This is a genomic window from Arcobacter sp. 15-2 (assembly GCF_047159865.1).
Classification (GTDB): domain Bacteria; phylum Campylobacterota; class Campylobacteria; order Campylobacterales; family Arcobacteraceae; genus JAIOSF01.
This window is the reverse complement of the sequence record NZ_AP038804.1, coordinates 2011642-2038259: the sequence shown is the minus strand read 5'-3', so window position 1 is coordinate 2038259 and position 26618 is coordinate 2011642. Positions and strand designations below refer to the sequence as shown.

Annotated in this window: 22 protein-coding genes; 4 read left to right on the top strand and 18 right to left on the bottom strand. The window is 27.9% G+C overall.

Features of this window, described 5'->3' with window-relative positions; genetic code table 11:
* Nucleotides 1-56: 56 nt before the first annotated feature.
* A complete protein-coding gene (locus ACMCMH_RS10285) occupies nt 57-3203 on the top strand; it encodes an SIR2 family NAD-dependent protein deacylase (RefSeq protein ID WP_412725251.1) in 3147 nt (1048 codons plus the stop codon).
* A 482-nt stretch (nt 3204-3685) separates the two neighbouring features.
* On the opposite strand, the gene ACMCMH_RS10280 is transcribed toward ACMCMH_RS10285, so the two are convergent.
* The 5 genes from ACMCMH_RS10280 to ACMCMH_RS10260 form a co-directional block, all read right to left on the bottom strand.
* Complete coding sequence (locus ACMCMH_RS10280; RefSeq protein ID WP_412725249.1) at nt 3686-3781, bottom strand: hypothetical protein; 96 nt, start codon at nt 3779-3781, stop codon at nt 3686-3688.
* Nucleotides 3782-3883: 102 nt separating this feature from the next.
* Nucleotides 3884-4690 (bottom strand): IS21-like element helper ATPase IstB, encoded by an 807-nt coding sequence (gene istB / locus ACMCMH_RS10275; RefSeq protein WP_412725247.1) that lies wholly within the window; start codon nt 4688-4690, stop codon nt 3884-3886.
* Between the two features lie 2 nt (nt 4691-4692).
* Nucleotides 4693-5046 (bottom strand): hypothetical protein, encoded by a 354-nt coding sequence (locus ACMCMH_RS10270; RefSeq protein WP_412725245.1) that lies wholly within the window; start codon nt 5044-5046, stop codon nt 4693-4695.
* Nucleotides 5043-5273, bottom strand: coding sequence for a hypothetical protein (locus ACMCMH_RS10265; RefSeq protein WP_412725243.1), 231 nt, complete (start codon nt 5271-5273; stop codon nt 5043-5045). Before ACMCMH_RS10265 ends, ACMCMH_RS10270 begins: the two co-directional genes overlap by 4 nt.
* Nucleotides 5274-5300: 27 nt before the next feature.
* Nucleotides 5301-5888: a DDE-type integrase/transposase/recombinase gene (locus tag ACMCMH_RS10260; RefSeq protein ID WP_412725241.1), complete on the bottom strand. Its 588-nt coding sequence runs from the start codon at nt 5886-5888 to the stop codon at nt 5301-5303.
* A gap of 310 nt (nt 5889-6198) precedes the next feature.
* Here ACMCMH_RS10260 and ACMCMH_RS10255 point away from each other — a divergent pair, with 310 nt between their 5' ends.
* Nucleotides 6199-6915, top strand: coding sequence for a ComEC/Rec2 family competence protein (locus tag ACMCMH_RS10255; RefSeq protein WP_412728020.1), 717 nt, complete (start codon nt 6199-6201; stop codon nt 6913-6915).
* On the opposite strand, the gene ACMCMH_RS10250 is transcribed toward ACMCMH_RS10255, so the two are convergent.
* From ACMCMH_RS10250 to glnA, 5 genes are all read right to left on the bottom strand, one after another.
* Nucleotides 6895-7245 (bottom strand): ankyrin repeat domain-containing protein, encoded by a 351-nt coding sequence (locus ACMCMH_RS10250; RefSeq protein WP_412725239.1) that lies wholly within the window; start codon nt 7243-7245, stop codon nt 6895-6897. The two genes, ACMCMH_RS10255 and ACMCMH_RS10250, sit on opposite strands and share 21 nt — an antisense overlap.
* Nucleotides 7242-7595, bottom strand: coding sequence for an ankyrin repeat domain-containing protein (locus tag ACMCMH_RS10245; protein WP_412725237.1), 354 nt, complete (start codon nt 7593-7595; stop codon nt 7242-7244). The genes ACMCMH_RS10250 and ACMCMH_RS10245 overlap by 4 nt, the downstream gene beginning before the upstream one ends.
* A gap of 8 nt (nt 7596-7603) precedes the next feature.
* A complete protein-coding gene (locus tag ACMCMH_RS10240; protein WP_412725235.1) occupies nt 7604-8968 on the bottom strand; it encodes a glutamate synthase subunit beta in 1365 nt (454 codons plus the stop codon).
* Nucleotides 8969-8973: 5 nt separating this feature from the next.
* The gene (gene gltB, locus ACMCMH_RS10235) at nt 8974-13410 is read right to left on the bottom strand and encodes a glutamate synthase large subunit (RefSeq protein ID WP_412725233.1); all 4437 of its coding nucleotides are present in this window, start codon (nt 13408-13410) and stop codon (nt 8974-8976) included.
* A gap of 167 nt (nt 13411-13577) precedes the next feature.
* Nucleotides 13578-15005 carry a type I glutamate--ammonia ligase gene (glnA, locus tag ACMCMH_RS10230; protein WP_412725231.1) on the bottom strand — a complete coding sequence of 476 codons (1428 nt, stop codon included), beginning with the start codon at nt 15003-15005 and terminating at the stop codon, nt 13578-13580.
* A gap of 147 nt (nt 15006-15152) precedes the next feature.
* Here glnA and ACMCMH_RS10225 point away from each other — a divergent pair, with 147 nt between their 5' ends.
* Nucleotides 15153-15824 carry a YggS family pyridoxal phosphate-dependent enzyme gene (locus ACMCMH_RS10225; protein ID WP_412725229.1) on the top strand — a complete coding sequence of 224 codons (672 nt, stop codon included), beginning with the start codon at nt 15153-15155 and terminating at the stop codon, nt 15822-15824.
* Between the two features lie 20 nt (nt 15825-15844).
* On the opposite strand, the gene ACMCMH_RS10220 is transcribed toward ACMCMH_RS10225, so the two are convergent.
* From ACMCMH_RS10220 to ACMCMH_RS10185, 8 genes are all read right to left on the bottom strand, one after another.
* Nucleotides 15845-17053 carry an ABC transporter permease gene (locus ACMCMH_RS10220; protein ID WP_412725227.1) on the bottom strand — a complete coding sequence of 403 codons (1209 nt, stop codon included), beginning with the start codon at nt 17051-17053 and terminating at the stop codon, nt 15845-15847.
* Nucleotide 17054: 1 nt separating this feature from the next.
* The gene (gene secA / locus ACMCMH_RS10215) at nt 17055-19670 is read right to left on the bottom strand and encodes a preprotein translocase subunit SecA (protein ID WP_412725225.1); all 2616 of its coding nucleotides are present in this window, start codon (nt 19668-19670) and stop codon (nt 17055-17057) included.
* An 80-nt stretch (nt 19671-19750) separates the two neighbouring features.
* On the bottom strand, nt 19751-21955 hold the full coding sequence (locus ACMCMH_RS10210) for an ATP-binding protein (RefSeq protein WP_412725223.1): 2205 nt from the start codon (nt 21953-21955) through the stop codon (nt 19751-19753).
* Between the two features lie 51 nt (nt 21956-22006).
* The gene (locus tag ACMCMH_RS10205) at nt 22007-23086 is read right to left on the bottom strand and encodes an FkbM family methyltransferase (RefSeq protein WP_412725221.1); all 1080 of its coding nucleotides are present in this window, start codon (nt 23084-23086) and stop codon (nt 22007-22009) included.
* Nucleotides 23087-23107: 21 nt separating this feature from the next.
* A complete protein-coding gene (locus tag ACMCMH_RS10200) occupies nt 23108-24382 on the bottom strand; it encodes a diguanylate cyclase domain-containing protein (protein WP_412725219.1) in 1275 nt (424 codons plus the stop codon).
* A 69-nt stretch (nt 24383-24451) separates the two neighbouring features.
* Nucleotides 24452-25462: an ATP-binding protein gene (locus ACMCMH_RS10195; protein ID WP_412725217.1), complete on the bottom strand. Its 1011-nt coding sequence runs from the start codon at nt 25460-25462 to the stop codon at nt 24452-24454.
* A complete protein-coding gene (locus ACMCMH_RS10190) occupies nt 25455-25640 on the bottom strand; it encodes a hypothetical protein (RefSeq protein WP_412725215.1) in 186 nt (61 codons plus the stop codon). The genes ACMCMH_RS10195 and ACMCMH_RS10190 overlap by 8 nt, the downstream gene beginning before the upstream one ends.
* Nucleotides 25631-25951 carry an Hpt domain-containing protein gene (locus tag ACMCMH_RS10185; RefSeq protein WP_412725213.1) on the bottom strand — a complete coding sequence of 107 codons (321 nt, stop codon included), beginning with the start codon at nt 25949-25951 and terminating at the stop codon, nt 25631-25633. The genes ACMCMH_RS10190 and ACMCMH_RS10185 overlap by 10 nt, the downstream gene beginning before the upstream one ends.
* A gap of 115 nt (nt 25952-26066) precedes the next feature.
* On the opposite strand from ACMCMH_RS10185, the gene lolA reads away from it, so the two are divergent.
* A complete protein-coding gene (lolA, locus tag ACMCMH_RS10180) occupies nt 26067-26594 on the top strand; it encodes a LolA-like outer membrane lipoprotein chaperone (RefSeq protein ID WP_412725211.1) in 528 nt (175 codons plus the stop codon).
* The last annotated feature ends 24 nt before the right edge of the window (nt 26595-26618 follow it).

The following is a 26618-nucleotide window of genomic DNA, read 5'->3' as shown; positions in this document are numbered from 1 at the left end:
ATTAGAACTATAAAATATTTTTGATAAAATAAATAAACTTGTTATTAGGTAGGAAAATGAATAAAGTATTTGATGAACTTAGAGAATTATATAATGAAAAAGAACAAAATAATTTAGTAGTTTTTATTGGAGCAGGTATTTCAGAAAACTATGCTGAAATTAAGAATGATAAATCTTTTCCTTCATGGAAAAAACTTATTGATGAAATTAAAATAGGTAATAATAGTACAGATGACTTTCTTAAAAGTGCTCAAATATATGAAGACAATTATTCAAAAGAAGCATTAGTAGCAAAAGTAAAAGAGTTATTTCCAAAAGAATATAATTGTCATGATATACACAAACTTATATATGAAATTGAACCTGCACATATTATAACAACTAATTATGATGATTTACTAGAAAAAGCAATGAGAGCAAAAAACCTTGATAATAAGTTTCATGTAGTTGACACCGATGCTCAAATACCATTATCAAAATCAAAACATAATTTACTAGTTAAAGCTCATGGCGATTTAAACAGAACAAATATTGTATTAACAGAACAAGATTATAATAACTATGAAAAAAACTTTCCTTTGATTTTATCTTTTATCAGATATGTCTTTAGTAAATATAAAGTTTTATTCTTAGGATTTAGTTTATCAGACCCAAATTTCAATAAAATACTATATTGGGTTAAAAATATTTTAGAAGAAAACACTATTAAACATACTGTTATATTACATAGTGATATCTCAAAAAGTGAAAAAATTCATTTTGAAAAAAAATCTGTAAATGTTATAACACAATCTGATATAAGTTTAGAATTAACTAATGAAAAAAAAGATAACTATTTAAAATTGGCATTAAATTTTATTAAATATGGTTATCCATCACATAGTTTTTTAATAGAGAAAAGATTAGATATATTGAAAGACAATTTAAAAGAGTTAGAAAACTTTAATTATTTACTACCTAGCATTGCTAACACCCTTATACTTAATACAAATTTAGAATTTAGATATGAAGAGAATGCTGAAAAGTATAATGATTTTAATAAAAAAATGGAAAAACACTATCCTTGGTCTGCAAATATAATTGGAATAGATAACTCAATTAACAATAATCATTTTAATTTTTATATAACTTGTGAAGATAAAGATAAATTAAAAAAATTAGAATATAGACACTTATTAAATCTTTCTAAACTATTTATCTACTCAAATATATCATCTATTGGTTCTTACGGTGAAATAGATGTACTTGATTTATTAAAAGAAGAAGATAAGAACAACCTTAATAGTTATTTGACTTATATATATACTACTGAGAGAGGGAAAGGTAGTAGTTTTAACGATAAAGATAAATCTTTTGAAAATAAAAGTCTTTTCTATAAAAGTTTAATATTCAAAGAAGAAGATTTCTTCTCTGACTATATTTTAGGTAATAAAGAAGAAAGTTATAAAAAATGTAAAAATACTAAATATGATTCTACTATAAAAAAATATCTTACTTTTTATAGATTACATTTTTTATTCAATAATAGAAGAATTAATGACTTCGAAGAATTAGATTCAGATTCTTTTCTTGTATATGAGGATTTGTTTAATACATTGAATAAGTTTCAACAGAAAATCCTTACTCCAATTCATAAGTTGAAATTTATAGAGGATTATTTTCATTTTATATCTGATTTTGAGCATATGTATAAAAAATTTTTAGAAAAAAATAAATATACTCGTGAGCTTGGAGGATGGACTACTCCTCAAAGGTATAGTTTTTCTCTTTATATTAATTATTCAAGACTTTTAAAATTTATTATATTAAATAAATTACCTATTTTACATCATGAGAGTGTTCAAAAGATTATACATAAATCAAATATTGTTTACTTAGATATTTTTTTTAATCCTCAAAAAGGAGAAGAAGGTTTTACAAATTGGTATTTGTTAGGTTTTTTATTTGACAATAATACAGAAGATTTTAGGAGTAAGGTAATAGAAATTCATCTTAAATATTTAGATTCAAGTAATATCATAAATTTTGATAAGAATTATATCAAAGAACTTTTATCTCATGTAATAAAATTTAATAAGAATAGTGCAGTTTGTAAAACAATAAATCTTTTTTATATTTTATCACTAACTACAAAAAATGAAGAGAATTTTTTATTTATACTAAATATTTATTATCAGGCTATTCAGCATGAAATTGAAAATATTGAAGTCTTTGCAGAATCTATTCATATTGGATATGTTAACTATACAAAACATAATGAATTGTCTGAAAATGTAAAAAATAAGCTTGTCAAAATATTCAATTTATATATAAAATTTAAGTTAGATATGAAAATAAAAGGTATAAATGATGATAAATTCTCGTATTTTATATTTTCAATAGATAGAAAGATAAAAGGTAGAGATAAAGAAGTATTAAATATTTTAAATTCTGAAATTGAAGATATTCAATGTAAAAACTTATCTGCTTTTATTTATTTATTAAAACAACTTGGGTACAAAAAAAAGGATATAAAAAGAAATATAATTAAACGAATAAAAAATAAATTTAATAAGGACTTTTATGCTGATCAAGTAGACCCTAGAGATAAGTGTCCTAATCAAATTGAGAATAGTATTATTCGATTAGCTATTGAATACTCTATTGATTTAGGCATAAAAGATATAGAAGAACATTATACTCAAAAATTATTAGCTAATTTACAAGAAAAAGGTGGAATTAGTTCTATTGTGAGTGATTCAATTGGATGGTTGATTTTTTTAATAGATAATAAACTAAGTAGTAAAAAGTTTTATAAATCAATTAACAGCAAGAAGCTTAAAAATAAACTATTAATACAATTATCTCCTTTATTGGAGTCATCAGACAAATTATTCTTATGGGGGAATAGTCAAAGAAACCTTATTATTAACTTTTTAATAAAAACAAATAATATAAAGATTATATTAAATTCAATAAACAAAGTTTCAGAAAAAGATAAAATTCCTTGTAAAGATATTTTTATTTCTATATTTGAAGAACAATTAAACATAGGTAATTACAAGAAAGACTTAATTAAATTATCTTCTAGGTTTTATCAAATATCTAAAGATAAAAACTTTTTAATGATAACTCATATTCTGTCAATAAAAAAGGATATTGATAGTAAGAATTTAAAATTGACAATACTAAATATATTAAAAGATACTAAAAAAGACATATAAGGATAGACTTCAATTAAATTTTGGAGGTACAACAGTGTGTAAAACTTGTCTTAAAGATAAACTATAAAAACAAGTTCAACATCCTGTACTTTTTGGCGAATGTTCCCAAAGTAAGAGGTTGTTGATTAGTAATTGTCTAGTTTAGAGGAGTTATGATATATCACTTGTTTTATCATTAAAAGACAATTATTGCTAAAACAATTTTTATATTAATCAAGATGAAAAGAAGAAAATATTTCATATGCTATAATAAGCTAAATATTAAGGATTATTCCTCTTATTTGCTACTTAAGGGTTATCAAAATGTACAAAAAAGTAATACATGCATTAGGACAGATAGATTATAAACTGTATAATGTCTTACTATTATTTGGCTTACTACCTGATCCGGCTACACTAATTCATACTTAGAATTTAAAGAAATTCTGAGCTAAAATTGGAATGACCCCAATATTGTAGACATTAAATAATTCAGTTAATACCTAAACTGATTTAACAGAATTATTGTATTTTTTTTCAAATTCATTTGGACTTATATATCCCAAATAACTATATTTTCTCTTTGAATTATAAAACATTTCAATATATTCAATTTGGAGATGTCAAGCGAAGTCTAAAACTGAGCAGGTAAAAGTTGAAAAATGTTACACTTTGAAACTTAAACCAACTGTTAAATTTACTTAGTTTTTTTCAATATTTTCTGTTGAATTATCATTATTCTTAAATAAATCTAAACCTAACTGTCCCATCTCTTTTTTTTCTTTTAGTCTATAGCTATCTCCTTGTATATTTATAATATGAGAATGATGTAATACTCTATCAAGAATAGCTGTAGTTACAATTTTATCTCCACCAAATACTTGTTTCCATTTACTAAATACAAGATTAGATATTAGTATAGTAGAACCCTTCTCATAGCGTTTAGAGATGATTTGGAAGAAGTGATTGGATTCCTCTTTTGACATATTAAAGTAGCCTATCTCATCTATTATCAGAACTGATGGATTCAGCACTGACTTTAGAAAGTTGTCATACTTTTTATCCCTTTTTGCAGCAACTGCATTTGCCAATAACTCTTGAGTTGTTGTAAACTTTACTTTGTATCTATTTTGTACTGCTTTATATGCAAGTGCAATAGCTAGATGAGTTTTACCAACACCTGATTGACCAAGTAGTATAATATTCTCATTTCGTTTAATAAATTGTAATGATGCAAGTTCATTTATTTGTTTAGAATTTACACCAACTGTGAAGTTGTAATCAAACTCATCAAGTGTTTTAATAGAAGGGAAACCAGCGAACTTTGTCAATGTTTTCTTTGAATTAACTAAACGATTATTTACTTCTATTTGTAATACCTCGTTTAAGAACTGTGCATAGGTCCACTCCTCTTTAGAAGCAGTTGAACTAAGCGTATGATATTGTTCTGGTACTGTACTTAATTTTAATTCAGTGCATAATATTTTTATATTTTCATCTAGTTTCATATTTATACTCCCATTAAATATACATTTGATGTTGCATACAATAAAGGTGGCACTATAAATGCTGTTGATAGTATCAAATCATCATATCCTTGTAGATCTCTATGTGGTATAGTAATAACACTAACAGGTACATTTGTATTGATAATTGAGTTATCTTTTACTACAATATCATTAATACTTCTAGGGTGAATTCCATTGTAAGGTTTTGGTAGGCTTAACAAATGAGGATGTTCTTCCTGAAGTAGCTTCATAGGTTGTTGTAATGTTGTACTATGAATCCGGACATTAGCTTGATTATCAAGCCATTTTAACACTTCATTATTTGCACCCCAAGGGCATTTCCTCGTTACACTCACAGCACATTATCAATATTCATCTCATAATTTTTCATTGTAAGTTTTACTCTAAGTCCATTATGAAAACTATATCGTAAATAGTGATTAAATCTTTCTACTTTCCCTTTTGTTTTAGCACGATATGGCTTACATACTTTTATTTTAAATCCACAATGTTTTGCAAAATCTTCAAACATTGCATTGAGTTTATGTTTGCCATACCCATATTGATTCCGTTTAATGATCACTGTTATTCATTTATAAAAAATATACATTTAGTATATTTTGTTAACACTCTTATTGTCATAAAGACCATGCTCAGGAACGCCACCAAAGTATTTAAAAGCATTAAGATGACATTGTATTAATGTATCTATTTTTTCATTAGTAACATACTGTACAAATGAAGCTCTACTATATCCCATCGTTGCAACAAATGCAGATAGATTATCTTTTGGAAACTCTACCCAATCTACTTGCATTTGTTTTCCAGGTTCTGTTTCAAATCGTACTAGTTCTTCCTCTTTCGCTCGTTCTCTTAATTCATGTTTTTGCATAACAGTTTGAAGCCATCGTAAACTCCCACTGTACCCTTGTATTTTTATATCTTCAAATATCACTGTTGTAGGTATATGAACACCTTCTTTTTTAGCTGTTTGTAACATCTTTGCAATATGTGGAAGATATGGATCAACTGAAGTTTCTACTGGCGTTTTTACAATAAGTGGAATATATCCATCAGGTTTCTTTGCATATCTGGCAACAGTATTTCTACTAATACAGAGCTTCCTTGCAACTGCACTTTTGCTCATACCTTCTTTTAAAAATTTCTTTATCATTTTTACATCACCTTTTTTTAACACTAATCCTCCTCCATTTAAAATGAAAATGGAGTTTATCTAAATTAGTTATATTATTTAAGGTTTAAAATTCAAAAGTGACTTCCAAATCTAAAACTTTCCTGCTCATTTTAGCAGTTCGTCTGACAATACGTCCATAAGATAATTTTAGTCCATTTAATTAGTATTATGTTCTTTGAATAATTATTAATATTTTATAAAAATGACGTACAATTACTAGTGCGTAAAAAGATAGTTATTAAGGTGTTTATTCGTAGTGAAGTTTAAGAAAGGTTTAATAAGAAATTCAATTTCAGGATTTCATTTAGGTGTTATGAGTTTTGTTTTATACTTTTTTATCTATTTAATTTATAATAAAATACATCAAAAGTATATACCTTATAGAAACAAGAGATTTGATACAATGATTTTCATTGTTATGATTTTATTCATCTATTTATTATTTTTAGATTCTCCACCATCTTTGCTTCGAGCTTTTTTTATGTTTGTGTTTGCATTATATTTATTGCGAAATAATATAAAAGTTCTTTCATTTGAAACACTCTTTCTTATTACGATAACTATTGTTGCTTTTTTTCCAAAACTACTATTCTCTTTATCTCTGTGGTTTAGTATATCTGGAGTTTTTTATATATTTTTATTTATACATTATTTTAAAAATTTGAACAAATATCTACAAATACTTTTTTTTAATTTTTGGATATATTTTGCTATGAATCCAATCACACATTATTTTTTTGGTGTATTATCCTTCGAGCAGCTTTTTTCTCCATTACTCACATTACTTTTTAGTATATTTTATCCATTAAGTGTTTTATTACATATTTTTAACATTGGATATTTATTTGATGATTTACTACAGTATTTATTAGATTTGAACATCTATACACAAGAAGTTTTTACACCTACTTGGTTGTTTTATACTTTTATAATATTAAGTTTATTTTCTACATTAAATACAAGAGGATTTATTGTACTTAATATTATAATAGTTGCTTTTAATTTATGGTTATTTCATTTTATTTTTTAAAAATATATATTTATTAGGATCAAGTGTGTCAAAAAAAGAAACTAATTCTTTGTTGTTACTTTTAACAGCTAACATATAATTGTCATTTGAAATATTTGCACCCTCTTCAACTAAAAGCTTAGCTATAGCTGTATGTTTATTTTTGATTGCATAATCTAATGCTGTAAAATCTGCAAAGTCTTTTGCATTTACCCTTGCACCATAATCTAAAAGAATTTTCACAACTTTTATATCACCTTTTTCTACAAAACTCATCAATAATGTAAAATTATTTTTATCTTTTGTATTAACATCTGCACCAGATTTTAATAACTCTTCTATTTCATTCATCTATAAATGCTCTCTTTTTGAAAAATTTGTTTATTTGGGTCGAAGGTATCAAAATATTTAACAATCTGTTTATAATTGTTTTCTAAAGCTAGCATATAACTTTCATCTGTAATATCTGCACCATTTTCTACAAGTAGCATCACTACTTTTAAATTATTTTTTTGTATTGCATAGTCAAGAGCTGTCAAGCCAGAGAGATCTTTCACATTTACTTTAGCACCATAAGAAAGAACTAAAGAGATCAAAGTCATATCTCCAAATTGAGCGCAATACATCAATAATGTAAAATTTCTTTTATCTTTGGTGTTAGCATCTGCTCCATTTTCTAAAAGAAATTTAATTGCGCTCATAATTTAGACTATAATTGAAAACTTTCAAAAATCTTTTGTGCAGCATTTTTCCCATCAGCCGCAGCTCGAACTGCTAGGTTAGCACCTCTTACACTATCTCCACCTGAATATACTTTTGTTTTTGAAGTTTGAAATCTATCGTTTGTAACGATACCACTCCATTTATCTAATTCAATACCTGATTCTTTTAAGAATGCTGGTACTTCTTGTTCGAATCCAAGTGCAAATATAATAATATCAGCAGACTCTTTATATTCACTCCCTGGTATAGTTTTAACACTTTGTCTTCCAGAACTATCAGCTTCTGTCATTTGTGTTTTAATAAGATTAATTCCATCATTATCAATAGATGAAGGGGAAACATTAAAAATAAATTCAACACCCTCCTCTTTTGAATTTATAACTTCTTTTTTAGATCCAGGCATATTTGCTTCATCTCTTCTATAAAGACACTTAACAGATTTAGCCCCTTCTCTTACTGAAGTTCTTAAACAATCCATAGCAGTATCTCCACCACCAACAACTAAAACATTCTTATCTGTTACATCAATAAAGTTTTCTACATCTTCACCAAAATTTCTCTTTTGTACTTTTGTCAAAAATTCCATTGCTAAATATACATTGTCATTTTTTTCACCATCAATACCAGGAAATCTACCTTTAGTAGCCCCTATACCAATAAATACAGAATCATAATCATTTTCTAATTCAGCAAAAGATTTATCTTTACCAATTTCACAATTAGTATGAAGTTTCATACCTGCTTCAATCAACCAGTCAATTCTTCTTTGAACTCTCTCTTTTTCAAGTTTAAAACCAGGAATACCGTATGTTAAAAGTCCACCAGCCTTATTTGCTCTTTCAAACATATCAACATCAACACCCTCTCTTAAAAGAAATGTAGCAGCACTAATTCCAGCTGGTCCACTACCAACAATAGCAACTTTTTTTCCAATTTTTTTATTTGCAAATTTTGGTTTTAATCCATTCTCAAAACCTGTTTCACTAATATGAGTTTCAATTGAACCTATTGTAATTGCACCATGTGTATCATTTAAAGTACAGTCACCTTCACAAAGAACATCTTGAGGACAAATTCTTCCTAATATTTCTGGGAAAGGTGAAGTTTCATTTGAGATATTAAATGCCAATTCTAAATCATTATTTGCTGTTTGTTTTAACCAAGCAGGAATAATATTATGTAAAGGACATTTGTTGTGACAATATGGATCACCACACCCGATACATCGTTCTGATTGCTCTTGAGCTTTATTATCATCAAAAACAGTATATACTTCTCTAAAATCTTTAATTCTTTCCATAACCCCTCTTTTAAGAGGGTTCGCTCTATCTACTTTTGTAAAATTTAACATAATTTTTAATCTCCATCATCTGGATTTAATGGTAAAACAGTCATATCTTTTGGTTTTACCATCCAGAAGTTTCTTATTTCTGATCTAAAGTTCTCTAATATATCTTGTGCTTTATCTGATTGAGTATGATCAACATAATCTTTTAATAATTTTTTCAAATATAATCGTTCAGCTTCTGTATCATCTGTATCTATTCTTAATGCTTCTATTAACTCTTGGTTCATATTATCAATAAATTCTCTTTTATCATCATAAATAAATGCTAATCCACCTGTCATACCAGCACCAAAATTAATACCTGTAGGTCCTAAAATAACAACAATACCACCTGTCATGTACTCACAAGGCGAATCTCCTGTACCTTCAACAACAGCAATAGTTCCTGAGTTTCTTACAGCAAATCGTTCACCTACATTTGCACGAACATATAGTTTTCCACCTGTCGCACCATATAAACAAGTATTACCAGCACCAGCAAAATTATGACCTTGTAACTGTGGTTTAATAATAATTTTACCACCACTCATACCTTTACCAACATAGTCATTTGCTACACCATCAAGATTTATATTTACACCTTTACTTAAAAATGCTCCAAATGATTGACCAGCAACACCGTTAAGATTATAAGTGATAGTACCATCAGGTAAACCTGCATCTCCATATCTTTTTGCAATTTCACCAGATGTTAATGCACCAAAACTTCTATTTAAATTAGAGATTGTTGTATCTATAGATATAGGATTTTTAGGATTTTTAATTGAAGAAAGGATCTTTTTAATAATTAGTTGAGATTCTTCGTTTTTATCAAAAGGTTCATTTGAAGCAACTTGACAAGTATCAATACCATCAATTCTTCTTAAAATATTTTGAAAATCAAATTTTTGTGCAAATTCATCATCTAAAACTTTTAGTAAATCACTTCGACCTACAATCTCTTCTATACTTCTGTATCCTAAAGTAGATAATATCTCTCGTACATCTTCTGCTAAAAATTCAAAATAAGAGATAAGTCTTTCAACTGTACCAGTAAATTTTTCTCTTAATTCATCATCTTGTGTTGCAACACCAACAGAACACTTATTTGTATGACAAATTCTTAAAATCTTACATCCTAGAAGTGTTAAAACAGATGTTCCAAACGCATAAGATTCTGCACCAAGCATTGCAGCTTTAACAACATCCATACCTGTTTTTAAACCACCATCAGTTTGTAAGTGAACCATACCTCGCAAGTGATTTGCTTTTAAAGCGTTATGAGCTTCACTAAGTCCTAATTCCCATGCATTTCCTGTATGTTTAATAGAAGTAAGTGGAGCAGCTCCCGTACCTCCATCAGCACCAGAGATAATAATTTTATCTGCATACGCTTTTGCTACACCAGAAGCGATAGTTCCAACTCCAATAGATGATACTAATTTAACAGCAATTGTAGCTTTTGGATTTATTTGTTTTAAATCAAAAATTAATTGTGCTAAATCCTCAATAGAATAAATATCATGATGAGGAGGTGGTGAAATTAAAGTAACACCAGGTGTAGTATGTCTTAAAGTCGCAATCATTGGTGTAACTTTAGCACCTGGTAGTTGACCACCCTCACCTGGTTTAGCACCTTGTGCTAGTTTAATTTGTAACTCTTCACAATTTACTAAATATCCTGGAGTAACACCAAATCTACCCGATGCAACTTGTTTTATTTTAGAGTTTTTCAGTGTGTCAAATCTAGCTGGATCTTCTCCACCTTCACCTGAATTTGATTTTGCACCTATTGTATTCATTGCAATAGCTACTGCTTCATGTGCTTCAACAGAAATAGAACCACAACTCATTGCAGCAGATGCAAATCTTTTAAATATCTCCTCTTTTGGCTCTACTAAATCAATAGAAATCTCTTTTTGATCACTATTAAATTCAAAGAAGTCTCTTACAAATTTTTGTCCTCTATTTTCAATAAGGTTCTTAAGTCCAGCAAAATCACTTATATTTTCTTTGCCAGTTGCATTTTTATTGTGCATAGCTTTTGTAATTGCAGGACCATAATCATGATATTCAGCACCATCAAGGTACTTGTAGAATCCACCCATTTCAAGTGGAAACATTGATTTATCATTATAGTAAGCATCAAAATGTGAAGCTTCTATTCTTTTTTCAATATCTTCATAACCTAATCCACAAAGGTCAGTATTTGCATGGGTAAAACACTCATTACAAATTTCATCACTTAAACCAATAATATCAAACAAAGATGAGTTTCTATATGAAGACATAGTAGCAATACCCATTTTTGACATAATTTTTAAAAGTCCTGCACCTAAAGCTTTAGAACTATTTTTTAGTTTACTTTGAAGTGCAAGTGTTGAAAGATTTTTTCTTTCATAATATGCTACAATTGAAGAGTACATCATATAAGGATATAAAACAGTTGCACCAAAAGCAAATAATACAGCTGCACTATGTGGGTCATATACTTCGCTTGTAACAACAGCTATTGAGATAGAACTTGCTTGTTTATCTTTTGCTAACTGATGATTAATATATCCAACTGCTAAAGCCATTGGTATAATTTTTTGAGAAGCGCTTACCTCTCTATCATCTAAAATAATAATTGCTAAATTCTCTTCTGCTATTGCAGTTTTTATATTTTTATAAAGTGCTTTTAATGATGCTTGTAAATCACTTTCGAATGCAGTACTAAATGTTTTGCTTTTATAATCTTCATCATAAATGTCACTTTTAGGATTACCAAAGTTCACTAAAACATCATATTTTTCTTTCATTAAAATAGGTGTAGCAGCTTTTAGTTTTTTAGAATTATGTTCACTTTCCTCTAAAATATTATATGATTTTCCAATCCCTGTATTTAAACTCATAACAACTTTTTCTCGATATGGATCTATAGGTGGGTTTGTAACTTGAGCAAATTTTTGTCTAAAAAAGTCTGTAAAATTTCTGTGCTTTTTAGAGAAACAGGCTAACGGTGTATCATCTCCCATAGAACCTGTTGGTTCTTTACCCTCTTCTGCCATTGGAATAATCATTTGATCTAAAACTTCATAAGTAATATTTGCATACTTTTGTCGTTTTTCTAAATCTTTGTATATATAATCACTTAGATCTAAAAATGAATCTTCAATATACTCTTGAAGATAATTAATATTTGAACTTAACCATTTTTCATAATTTTGTGATGATTTTAAATAATCATTGATATCTTTATGTTTTAAAACCGTTCCTGTTTTTGTGTCAATACCAATCATTTGACCACTTTGTAATCTTCCTCTATCAACGATATCTTCTTCTGGAATAATTACAGTACCATACTCACTCGTAATAAAAAATCTATCATCGTTTGTTTGAATATATTTAGAAGGTCTTAATCCATTTCTATCAATTAAACAACCAATATGTCGACCATCAGTTAAACTAACAGCAGCTGGTCCATCCCATGCTTCAAATCTAATTGCAAAATATTCATAGAAAGCTCTTAATTCACTGTCCATATGTGGTGAATTTTGCCAAGGTGCAGGAACTAATGCTCTTGCTGCTTTAAAGAAATCAAACCCATTAATTATTAAAAATTCAAATACATTATCTAATGAAGCACTATCACTACCACCTGTTTGTAGTAATGGGAAAATTCTTTGAAGTTCTTCATCTGTAAATACTTCAGATTTAATTGTTTCAGTTTTAATCTCAATATTAAATCTATTTGCTTCAATAGAATTAATTTCACCATTATGCGCAACACCTCTAAAAGGTTGAGCAAGTCTCCATTTTGGTAAAGTATTTGTTGAGAATCTTTGATGAAATAAAGCAAAAGATATTTTAAAATCTTTATCTTGTAAATCTTTATAAAATTGTTTAATTGTAGTAGGCATAACAAGCCCTTTATAAGCAATCACTTTCGAAGAGAATGTTGGAATATAGAAGTCCTCTTCATCTTTTAGTGCATGTTCTGCTTCTTTTCTTGCTAAATACAACATTGCTTCGAATCTTTTTGAAGAAACAAGAGTATTTGGTACTACAAATATTTGAGTAATTTCTGGTAAAATATTTAAAGCAAATTCACCTAAAGCATCTGTATCAACAGGCACTTTTCTATTTAAGATAACTTTTAAATCATTTTTCTCACAATATGATCTAAAAATATCTAGCTGTTCTTCATTTTTTGAAAAAATCATTGCTACCGCGTATAACTGAGGTAAATCAATATTTGATTCAGAAGCAATTTTTCTCATAAATTGATCTGGTATTGAGAGTAATAGTCCACTACCATCACCACTTTTTCCATCAGCTGCTACTGCACCTCTGTGCATCATTCTTTCTAACGATGTTATAGCATCTTCTAAATTTTTATGTGTTTGTTTATTTTTCAAGTGAGCAATTAACCCAAACCCACAGTTGTCTTTAAAAGAAGTTAATTTATCTAAGTTACAACCCATTATATCCCTTTTTATTAATCTGTACTACATCATTAATCATAAGTAGCATAAGTACATATATAATAGCTAAATAAAGTTTAAAATCTTGTTAAAGGGCTTTTCTCTTATAATTAGGCAAAAAAAAAGATAGAGCAAATGCTCTATCTTTTTTAGATATATTACAGTAACTAACAAGAATATGTTGTCATCACTTCAAATGCAGTTGGTCTCGATTCATAAGGCCAAATTTGTCTATCATATTGATAATGTTGGTATGTATCAATAAACTCTTTTGTAAATACTGGTTGTAAGAAATCATTATCTTTAATTAATCCCTCAATAGCCATTCTTAAAGTATTTGGCATTTGTGGAATATTTTTTTCTCTAATCTCATCAAGAGATAATTCGAATAAATCCTCATCCATTGGTCCAACAGGTTCAGTTTTATTTTTAATCCCATCAATTCCTGCCATCATCATTGCTGCAAATGCTAAATATGGATTTGCTGTTGAATCTGGGAATCTCATTTCAAGTCTAGTAGCAGGTGCTCCAGCTCCCCAAGGAACTCTACAAGCTGCTGATCTATTTTGAGCTGAAAAAGTTAAAATACTTGGTGCTTCAAAACCAGGTACAAGTCTTTTATATGAATTTGTTGAAGCATTAGTAAATGCAGCAACTGCAAAAGCATGTTCAAAAACACCACCAGCATACCATCTAGCTTCATCAGAAAGGTTTCCATAGTTACCTTCTTTATAAAAAGTATTTACTCCATCTTTCCAAATTGATTGGTGTACATGCATTCCATTACCATTATCACCATGAATTGGTTTTGGCATAAATGTTGCCGTTTTACCATTTAAATGAGCAACCATTTTAACAACATATTTAAGTTTTTGCACATTATCAGCTGCTTCAACTAATGTATTGTAAACAATACCAATCTCGTGTTGTCCTTGTGCAACTTCATGATGTCCTAAAACAACTTCTAGACCAATTTGCTCTAAAACCAGCATAGTTTCAGCTCTTAAATCAACACCTTTATCTACAGGTGCAACAGGGAAATATCCACCTTTTTGTCCAGAAATATGTCCCATATTTCCACCCTCATATTCTGTGTTTCTATTCCAACCACCATCTTCTGTATCAACTTTATAGTGTGATTCATGTGGTGCATCTTTAACTTTTACATCTTCAAATATAAAATATTCATTTTCAGGCCCGAAATATGCAACATCACCAATGTTTGCAGACTCAAGGTATTCTAAAGATTTAGCAGCAATACTTCTTGGACATTTAGCATACATCTCATTTTTATATATATCATATACACTACAAATTACAATAATAGTTGTATCAGCTGTAAATGGATCTAAAAATGCAGTTTCAACAGATGGTTTTAATATCATATCTGACTTGTTTATTGGTTGCCAAGCATCAATACTTGAACCATCAAATGGCATACCATTCTCAAGTAGTGTTTCAGATACAGCACTGTATCTATAACTAATATGATGCCAAGCACCTTTAATATCTGTAAATCTAAAATCTACAAATTCAACTTCATTTTCTTTACAGTAAGCAAAAAACTCTTCTGTATTATTTACGAATTTTCCCATTTATTAAATCCTTTTTTTTTATTATTTATATTGTAACTAATTCAATATTAATGTCAAGTAAATAATTGTATACTTTTTATACAATAAAGAAAATTGTTCCTTTTTACAACAAATTTTGTATAATATAAAAAAATTTAGGGAAATAGAATGACAAATGAAAATGCAATAGAAAACTTAGACAAAATTATTACTAAAATTGAATTCTCAAGACTACAGGTAAATAATCAAAAAATAGTGCAATTAGTAGCAATTAGTAAATACTCAACAGCAGAAGATATTAAAAAACTTTATGAATCAGGTCAAAGAGCATTTGGTGAAAACAAAGTGCAAGACTTAAAAACAAAACAAGAACAATTAGAAGATTTACCAATTGCTTGGCATTTTGTAGGAACTTTACAAAAAAATAAAATAAATAATCTTATAGATCTCAATCCAATTTTAATGCACTCACTAGATAGTTTAGAACTTGCAGAAGAGTTAGATAAAAAGCTAAAGATAAAAAATAAAAAAATGAATTGTTTACTCCAAATTAATAGTGCATACGAAGATACAAAATCTGGAGTCAATCCTGAAAATGCAGTTAATCTATATGAAGAGATTCAGGAAAAATATACAAATATAAATTTAAAAGGGGTAATGAGTATAGGTGCTCATACTGATAACAATGAAAAGGTTATTGAAAGTTTTCAAGTAACTAAAAAAATATTTGATAAATGTAAAGGATCTACTATTTGCTCTATGGGTATGAGTAATGACTTTGAAACTGCAATTTTACATGGAGCAAGTATGGTAAGAGTAGGAAGTGCTCTGTTTAAATAATATACAATTAAGAAACGATACTATTCGTTTCTTAATACATCTAATACATCGATTTGTGTTGCTTTTTTTGCAGGATAATAAGCAGATAAAAATACAATAACCATCGAACCCGCAATTATTGATACAAAATCGATATTATCTAAAACAAGAGGTAGTTTGGTGCTACCGTAAACATCTGCAGGAAGGGAGACAATATCAAAGTTTTCTAGCAGATATATACCAAAAAATCCCAAAAGAATACCAAGGATAATACCAGAATATCCTATAATAATCCCTAAACGCAAAAATATATGTTTTACCTCTTTTTGACTTGCCCCTAATGATAATAAAAGAGCAATCTCTTTTCTTCTGCTCATTACAGTCATAAGTAATGAACTAATGATATTTAATGATGCAATTAAAATAATAAGCATAAGAACTACAAATAATGCTTGTTTTTCCATCTCCATTGCAGCAAAAAAGTTTCCATTTTGTTGCCACCAGCCAACTATTCCAACTCCAAAAGAAGGAAGCTCTTTTTCTATACGCTCTTTATCTTTAAACGGATTGTCACTATAAATATGTATTCCATCATAATACTTTTTATGTTTTTTTAAAATTGTTCTTAACGAATCAATTGAAGTGTACATATATGCTTTATCATAGGCTGTTAAACCTGATTTAAAATCACCACTATAAACAAACCTTTTCATCTTTGGCATCAAAGAGAAACCACTTGGATTTACTGTAGTAAAGTACAAAGTTACTTTTTGATTTGAATATAAAAACAACTCATCCTTTATACCTTGTCCAACAATAATATCGTATTTATTAAAAGTATCAATATCTTTAACAGCTTCTTTATATATGCTATTAATAGCAGCTTCTTTTTCTTTATTTACACCAAATACAACTCCACCACTCATCGATTCATCACTTTGAATCATCACTTGAGAGCTTAGATAAGGAGAAAATAACAAATCAGGAAACTTTGATTCTAAATCTTTTAAAAGATTTTCATCAATCATCCCATCAACTTTTGGATAAATACTTAAAGGATAATTCATAGTAAAAAGTTTTTTTTCAAACTCTTTTGCAGTACCATTCATAATAGCCATAGCAACGATCAAAACCATTACACCTATACCAACCCCTAAAAATGCTAAGATAGCACTAATAGAAATAAAAGGATTTTTCTTGTCAAATTTAAGATATTTTCGTATTATAAAATTTATTAATTTAGTATTCAAACTATCTAGCCAATACACCTTTTTTAGGTCCACTTTGACCACAACATTGCTTATATTTTTTACCGCTTCCACAAGGGCAAGGAGCATTTCTAGCTATCTTTTTTTCTACTGTTGTTTTTTTTATTTCATTATTTAAAGATATATCTTCAACTGAAGCTTCCATCTCTTTTTTTAGTCTTTCAAGAGCTTCTTGTTCTCTTTTTGCTTCATCTTCATCTCTTAATTGTACTGAAAATAAAATTCTTATAATCTCATATTTAATAGAAGCGATAAGCTCTATAAACATATTATAACTCTCTTTTTTATACTCAACTAAAGGATCTTTTTGATTATAACCACGAAGACCAATACCTGTTTTAAGCGTATCCATTGAGTATAAATGTTCTCTATATGCTTTATCTAAAACCTGTAAATATAAAATTCTTTCAATTTCACTTCTTTGTTCTGGTGCAGGCATAGACATTTTTTCTTCATAGTTTTCTTTTAAAACTGAAATTAATTGCATCTCAATTGTTTCAAAATCAGTCGCTTCTATTTGTTCCTGAGAAATCTCAATATTTAATTCTTCTTTTATTTTTACTATTAAACTTTCGTAAGAGAAATCATCTACCATAATACTTTCACTAAGTTCTTTTGCATTTTCTATAATTACAGCTGCAAACTCTCTAATATTTTCATCAATTTTTGCAGCTATTGCATATTCTTCATTTAGTAACTCATTTCTAAATGTGTATATTACTTTTCTTTGTTCATTCGCAACATCATCATATTCTAAAAGGTGTTTTCTCGACTCAAAATGCATAGCTTCAACTTTTTTCTGTGCATTTTCAACAGCTCTTGTTACCATACCAGATTCAATATGTTCACCCTCTTCAAGACCTAATCTACTCATAACGCCAGCAATTTTATCGCTCCCAAAAATTCGTAAAAGGTTATCTTCAAGAGAAAGATAAAATTGCGATTCACCGACATCACCTTGTCTACCAGCTCGACCACGAAGCTGATTGTCTATTCTTCTTGATTCATGTCTTTCTGTTCCTAAAATCATCAGTCCACCAAGCTCTAAACATTCCTCAGGTAGCTTAATATCAACACCACGACCAGCCATATTTGTAGCAATAGTAACAGCACCCTTTTGCCCTGCATCTTCAACAATTTTACCCTCTTTTTCATGCTGCTTTGCATTTAAAACAGTATGTGGAACTTTTGCTTCTTTTAAAAGAGCATGTAGATGTTCAGATTTTTCAATAGACGCTGTTCCTACAAGTATAGGTTGACCTGTTTTTGAAACCTCTTTGATTTTATTACAAACAGCTACGAACTTTTCTCTTTCTGTTTTATAAATAAGGTCATTTCTATCAATTCTAGCAATAGGTACATTTGTAGGGATAGAAACAACATCAAGATTATAAATCTCTGCAAATTCTGTAGCTTCTGTTTGAGCTGTTCCAGTCATACCTGCTAGTTTATTATACATTCTAAAATAATTTTGGAATGTAATATCTGCTAATGTTTGAGATTCATCTTGTATTGCTACACCCTCTTTAGCTTCTAAAGCTTGGTGAAGTCCATCAGAAAATCGTCTCCCTTCACTTAATCGTCCTGTAAACTCATCAACAATAATTATTTCATTATTTTGAACAACATAATCAACATCTTTTTCAAAAATATTATGTGATTTTAATGCTTGATCTAAATGATGAGAAAGTGATGCATGTTCTAATGAATACATATTATCTACATCAAAAAGCTTTTGTGCATTTAAAATACCCTCTTCTGTTAAAAGAACACTTTTATTTTTTTCATCTACAATATAATCACCCGTAACTATTTCCGGTTCATCTGCTTTTTTAGCTTCAGTTTTTTCACCTTTTGTAAGAGCTAAAGCTACTTCATTTGCTTTTAAATAATCAGTACTTTTGTGATTTGTAGGACCAGAAATAATAAGTGGTGTTCTTGCTTCATCAATTAAGATAGAATCAACTTCATCTACAATAACAAAATTGTATTTTCTTTGTACTTTTTCGTCGAGTGAATAGTGCATATTATCTCGTAAAAAGTCAAATCCAAATTCATTGTTTGTACCATATGTTATATCTGCATTATATTGCTCTTTTCTATATGATTCATCACTTATTTCACCTGTTAATATACCTGTACTATATCCTAAAAATTCATAAAGTGGTTCTAGCTCTTTAGCATCTCTACTAGCTAAATAGTCATTTACGGTTACAACATGCACACCCTCATCTGTCATTGCATTAAGAGCAACAGCTAAACTTCCAACAAGTGTTTTACCTTCACCTGTTTTCATTTCAGCAATTCTACCTTCGTGTAAAACCATTCCTCCAATAAGTTGAACATCATAATGTCTCATACCTAAAATTCGTTTACTAGCCTCTCTTGTAATAGCAAAACTTTCATTGAGTACTTCATCTAAGGTTTTTGTTTTATCTTGAACTTCTTGTTTTAATTTATTGAAATTTTCTTGTAATTCTTCATTTGTTAAGCTGCTAAATGATTCTTCAAGTGCAGTAATAAGAAGGGCTCTTTTTTTGTATTTTTTTATCTCTTTATCATTTTTTGTTCCAAAAATTTTTGAAAATATTTTTATCATTTGTGATTATTCCTTAATGAATTTAGTTATTGTAATTAGTTTTTACTAAATATTTTATCTAAAAGTAACTGAAAATGATTTTAGAGTAGCTTTTGCAATACTCGATTTAACTCAAATCTATCTATGGGCTTTGATAAGTATTCATCCATACCAGCATCCAAAAATCGTTTTTTATCTTCTGTTAATGAATTTGCAGTTAATGCGACAATTGGTGTGTGTTTTATAGTATGCGTTTTTTCATAATCCAAAATTATTTTACTCGCCTCTAATCCATTCATTTTAGGCATATTTTCATCCATTAAAACTAAATCATATTTATTTATTTTAAATATATCTACAGCTTCCTCTCCATTGTTTGCAATATCAAAAGCAAGATTCATTTGTTTTAAAATAACACTCATTAGAATTTGATTTGATTTATTATCCTCAACAAGTAAAATTCTTTTATTTTCAAATGTTATTTTTTCTCTTTTAGAATCTATTTTTTCAACTAGAGTTCCAATTGTAACAGGAATAGTAAAATAAAACTCACTTCCTTTTCCAATTTTACTACTTACTTGTAGTGTTCCTCCTAACAACGATACTAACTCACTACTTATTGATAAACCAAGTCCTGTCCCTCCATATTCTCTTGTAGTAGAATTATCTTCTTGATTAAACGCTTCAAAAATATGTTTGAGTTTTTCATTTGCTATACCTACACCTTCATCTTTAACAGAGATATCCAAATAATTATCTCTATATGCAATCGTAATATAAATATTTTTTCCTTTATGGGTAAACTTAATAGCATTACTTACTAAATTCGATATAACTTGTTTTATCCGTAAAGGATCACTATTAAGCGATAAAGGAACATTCTTTGAAATATCTAAATGTAAACTAATATTCTTTTGAGAAGCTTTAGCTTCAAACAGATGTGTAATAACTTCAAACTCTTTTTTTACGAGAAAATCATGCTTATCAAGGTTCAATTTGCCACTTTCTATTTTACTAAAATCTAAAATATCATCTATAATACCGACTAAATGATGACTAGAGTCGTTTACAATTTTTAAATATTCTTTACTTTTTTTATCGGTAACTGTTTCAGATAAAAGCTCAACAAAACCTAAAATTCCATTGAGTGGCGTTCGTATTTCATGAGACATGTTTGCTAAAAATTCTGCTTTTACACTTGCTGATTTTATAGCTTTATCTCTTTGTTCATTTGCAATTTTATTTAAGTTTTCTAGTTCAATTTTAGACATTTCTCTTTTATACAGATATAATATTAAAAGTAAAAAAAGCAAAACCACCAATAATAATTTAATATAAAATTCATCATAAATGCCACGAATACACTCACATTTCGTATAGGAGATAATATATCCTATATTTTCATTTTGTATATTCTGGATTGGTAATAAACTTACATAATAATGTAAATCACTGAATTCAAAAAACTCTATTTTACTTTTGTATTCTAAAAAATAAGCAGTGTCAAATTTTTCACTTAACATAGTATTTATTTTACGAAATACACTCAAACTGAAAATATCTTTTTGAAACTCTGAGTTATTTTTATAATTTAAAAAAGAGTTTACCTCATGAAAGAAATTTTCGTTAATAGTTGATTGTTCATAATTCTTTCGTTCACCTGAAAATACTTTTCCATCGACTACTTCTTTATTTAGAATCATATATTGAAATATTTTATAATTAGTCATGGAGATTTTATTAATAGCATTAAAACCTATACTTACTTCAACACTACCGATATGTTCTTTCTCTAAAATTAACGGATATACAAATCTATACCCATTAAATATTCTCCCCTCTTCAAAACCATCTATTGCTTTTAAATTTTTATTTACAAAAACAATAGAGTTACGAATATCACTTAAATCATCTCCATATTTATTTGGTTTATGAAATCTCAAAAAACTTTTATTATCTGGTAAGTGAAAATGCAACTGTTTGATACCATACTCTTTTAAATGTGAATAGAAGTGTTCTAGTTTCTTATACAACAGTTTTCTATATTTATCTTGTTCAATTGCACTTTTTGAATCTAAAGCTTTTTTCTGTAATAACAAAACATCTTTATTGTCAATAATACTTTTAAAGATAAAACTATTTGATGTTTTATACTGATTAATAATAGAATTTATTTGGCTTTCATGTTGCTCTTTTGATTTAGTTTTTAAAACATCAATTTGTTTGTTTTTTTCAAAAATCAAATACAAAATCACTGCACACAAAATCACAATCATAATACTTAAAGAGTAAATAACTTTTTTCATATTGGCTTACCTGTATAATTTTTATATTTATTTAAAAGTATAACATACTTCTTATTTATTGTAAGCATCAGGTATAAAGTACATTACTGTCTCATAAATACCTTCCATATAATGACGCAAATAAATTTTATAATTTGGATTTATTCGTAATACTTTTTGAGGAACTTTATACCAATCTTCAGCTTTATGATATATGCAAATTGCCAAAACAGGGGTATACTCAGATATAGTTCTTTTAGCACCTTCTATTGCATCTTGCTCGGCACCTTCTATATCCATTTTGATAAAATCTACTTTTTCAGTCATCATATTATCGATACTGTTTAAATTGCTAGCTTGATAATCATGTGCACAATTATTTTGTGTTGTTTGGATTTCATGTGAAAACTGTTTATTAATACCTAGTCCGCAATTAATAAACTCTATATTTTCATATTGAGAAAAATTTCTTTTAGCAATATTTATATGAAGAGTATTAGGTTCAATACAATATATTTTTTTAAAATCGGGGAAATTTTGAATAATATAAGGAACAGTATCTCCCACATAAGCTCCGCCATCAACAAAAGTAATATTTCTTAGAGTTGGAAGTATCTCTTTATCAAAATACTGTTCTTCATGATTATTACTAAAACCTTGCATAAAGTCAAAATCAAAAGATATTTTAAAATTGATTAATTTTTCAAATATCTTTTTTGATTTTTCATCAGCAAGTAAAGTATACAGATTTTCATATTTTTCTTTATTATGTAAAAAATCTTCTTTAAAGTCGATTATAAAAGGAGGTTCAGCCAAATCTAATTTACTATATTTAAAAAAAGCCAAATAACTTAGATGGGTATAACCTAAATCATCTAGTTTATTTTTCACCTCCAAAGGACTACCATTTGAGACCCAAAGAATAATCGAATTTTTAGGAACATCATCTATTTGAAGTATCTCTTTTTTTCTTGATGTTTGTACTCTTGTAAAATCATCAATAACACCATCAATCTCTACATGTTTTAAAACACTTTTTGTAAGTTTATTTATACCCAAGATATATTTTTTGACAGTTTTATCATACAAAAACTTATTTGAAAGTTCCTTTTCATCTTCATTGTAATAATTTTGATTGATAATATTTTGCACGATTATATAGTATCTATTAGCTTATCTTGATTCTGTATACATAGCTATTTGATTTCTACCATTATTTTTACAAGTATATAGTCCATCATCTGCTTTTTTAATCATAATGTCTAAAGTATCAAATACACCATAACAAATACCGATAGAAGTCGTAAACTGTATTTTCAAATCATTGATATCAATGATATTTTTTTCAAAAGCTTTTCTAATATTTTCAAAAAGTATTTTAGCTTCGTCCAAAGTGATATCGTCTAATAATACACAAAATTCTTCTCCACCAAAACGAGCCATGAGTGCAGATTCATCTAAATATTTATTTAAAATATTGGCAACCTCGACAATAGCAATATCTCCAACATCATGCCCATAAGTGTCGTTAATATTTTTAAATTTATCAATATCAAACATCGCTACGACAAGATCTTTTTTCTGTTTTTTAGCTTTATTAAATATGATTTCGCCCTGATCGAAAAAATATCTTCTGTTAAAAGCCCCCGTTAAAAAATCTTTATTTGCCATATCTTTTGTTTTTTGGAACAAGTCTAATAACTCTAAATTTGAACTTATTCTTGTAATAAGCTCAATATCACTATAAGGTTTTGTCAAAAAATCATTTGCACCAACACTAATAAGATGAGAAGACAACTCTTCATCTTCATATCCACTCAGCGCAATTATGGCTAACTCATCTTTGTCAAAATCTTCTCTAATTTTTAAGATAAGTGTCATACCATCCATTTTTGGCATATTATAGTCTGTAATAACCAAAGAGAACTTCACATCAGAATTTTGTAAAATCCCATAGGCTTCTAGTCCATTTTTAGCCGTTATTACATTAAATTTCATTTTTTTTAAAACATCTGAGATAAGTGTTAAATCTACAATAGCATCATCAACCAATAAAATATTTGTTCCTTGATGTTTTAAAATTCGAAGTGCACAATCAACAGCATGATCAATACCTCTTTTACCATTTTTTAATATATAATCAATAATATTATTTTTAATCAATATTTTTTTAAGACTCTCGTTTATAGTTGCAGTAAGAACTATTGTTGGAATATTTTTTTTCATAGCATAGTCAACAACTGCCCCAGACTCAACTTCAGGTAAATTTAGATCCAATATAGCAACATCTATATTTTGCGTTTTATCAAGGATATGTTTAATTGCTTCTTTGTAGGAAAGAGCCGTCAAGATATTTATATTTTTAATTTTTCTTTCTATTTTATCTTTTAAAATACTTATAATAAGAGAATCATCATCAACAATTAATATCGTTTTTTTACTGTACATTAAAAAATCCTTAGTTATATTTACTTAATATAGGTCATTATAGCATATATAATATTTTATAAAAGGGTTTTAAAGCACTATTTCAAATACAGCATAATTATCTTCATTGTAAGCTGAAATTTTTCCACCATGCTCTTCAACTATCTCTTTTGCAATATTCAGCCCAAACCCCATACCCTTGTCAACTTTAGTACTTATAAACGGATCAAATATGTTTGATATAATATCATTAGGTATACCGTTGTTAGCATTATCTTTGAACTTAGTGATTACCTTTTCTTCATCGTAACTAATGTCAATAATCATTTTTCGTGCATCATATTCTTTATCGCTTGTTTCAAATTCATCACAAGCATTATTTAATATGATAATCCATACCTGCTCAAGTTTTTCTTTAATCATACTTCGCGAAAATTGTTCAAAGTTTTCATCTAAATTCAAATCAAATTTTTTATTATTGATTATGATAGGCATAAGGTGTTTTGCTCTATTATAAATCATTCTTGTAGAAAAAACAATAGTAGCATATAAGTTTTCATTATGAAAAGAGTTTTTCCCTTTTTTTGCTATTTCTCTAGTATTATCTATAATATTTCTAATACGATTAAGTCCACTATCTATTATCTTATGGGTTTCCAAAAGTGATAACTTAATCTTCTCATTCCCTTCGATATCTTCTATATCATAACTCATAAGTTCAAGATTTGATTTCATATAAGTTAGTGGACTATTTATTTCATGGGTTATTCCTGCAGCTATTTTCCCTATAGAAGCTAGTTTCACATCTTCAAGTTTTTTTTCAATAGCTTTATTTACTTTCTCTTCTAATTCATTATTATTCAGTTTAAGTTCTTTTTTTGTTTCCAAAAACATCAAATATAAGTTCAAAAGAGAATTCACTCTTATAATTAAAGCACTTTTATCAAATGGCACTGAAATAAAATCACTTATTCCAGATTGCAAAGCTTGTACTTTTTGATTTTGATTATCTAATGAACTTATCATTAAAATAGGTATATCTCTAGTCGATGGAGTATTTCTTAGTATCTTAATAGCTTCAAACCCATCTATTTTAGGCATGAGCATCTATTAAAATAATATGTGGCGATTTCTTTATAGCTAAACGAACACCCTCTTCTCCATCTGCAGCTTCAAAAAATTGGTAATCTGCATTTGACTTGAGTGTTAGTTTTATCAATAACCTATTTGATTTTTGATCATCAACAATTAGAACTTTAGGAATCTCTTTTAAATACATTGAATATTATTAACAAGTTCATTTAATTCAGAATATATAGATAAGTAATCTAACTCTTCTTTTTCTCTTACTTTTGTTTCCAATGTTTTTGCAAGCGAAGCTATATCTACTAAAGTTAAATTAGCAGCACTCCCTTTAATAGCATGTGCTGCATTCAATATCTTTTCTTCATCATTATGTTCAATTGCAACTTTAAGTGTTTCTAAAGACTCTCTTGCACTCTCCACAAAAACCCCCATCAACATCTCTACATCTTCTATATCAAACTCAAGTTCATCGGCAATTTTTTGTAAATCTATAACTTTATTCATATTTGAATCCTATGCTTTTATAAAACAATTATATAAAAAATATAATTATATAAGTATTAAAGCAGATTACAATAAGAGTATGCTAACATTCTAAAAATCCAGACAAAGGTTTCTTATGAACTTTACAAAAAAATTCTTTTTATTTTTTATCATTACGCTACCACTATATGCCAATAATTTCCAAAATATCAAAACACTTGAAACAGACTTTATTCAAACTATTCAAAATCCATCTGGAACAAAAGTATATTATGAAGGTAAATTGTATATAAAAGAGCCGAACCTTATCAAATGGGAATATAAAAAACCTTTTCAAAAATATGTTTATATCAAAAAGTATACCATAACTATAATCGAACCAGAACTAGAACAAGCAATTATGACAAAAACAGATAAAGAGATTAATATATTAGCACTTTTAAAAAAAGCAAAAAAAATATCTCAAAATTTATATACCTCTAGATTTAATAATATTGATTTTAATCTAACACTCCATAACAACCGTTTAAAAAATATTTCATATAAAGATGAGCTAGAAAACAGTGTTTTAATTGAATTTACTCAAGTACAACAAAACCATAATATCGAGGATAAAATCTTTAAATTTCGAATTCCAAATCACTATGATTTAATTAAAAAATAAATTTTTAATAAATATTCGATATAA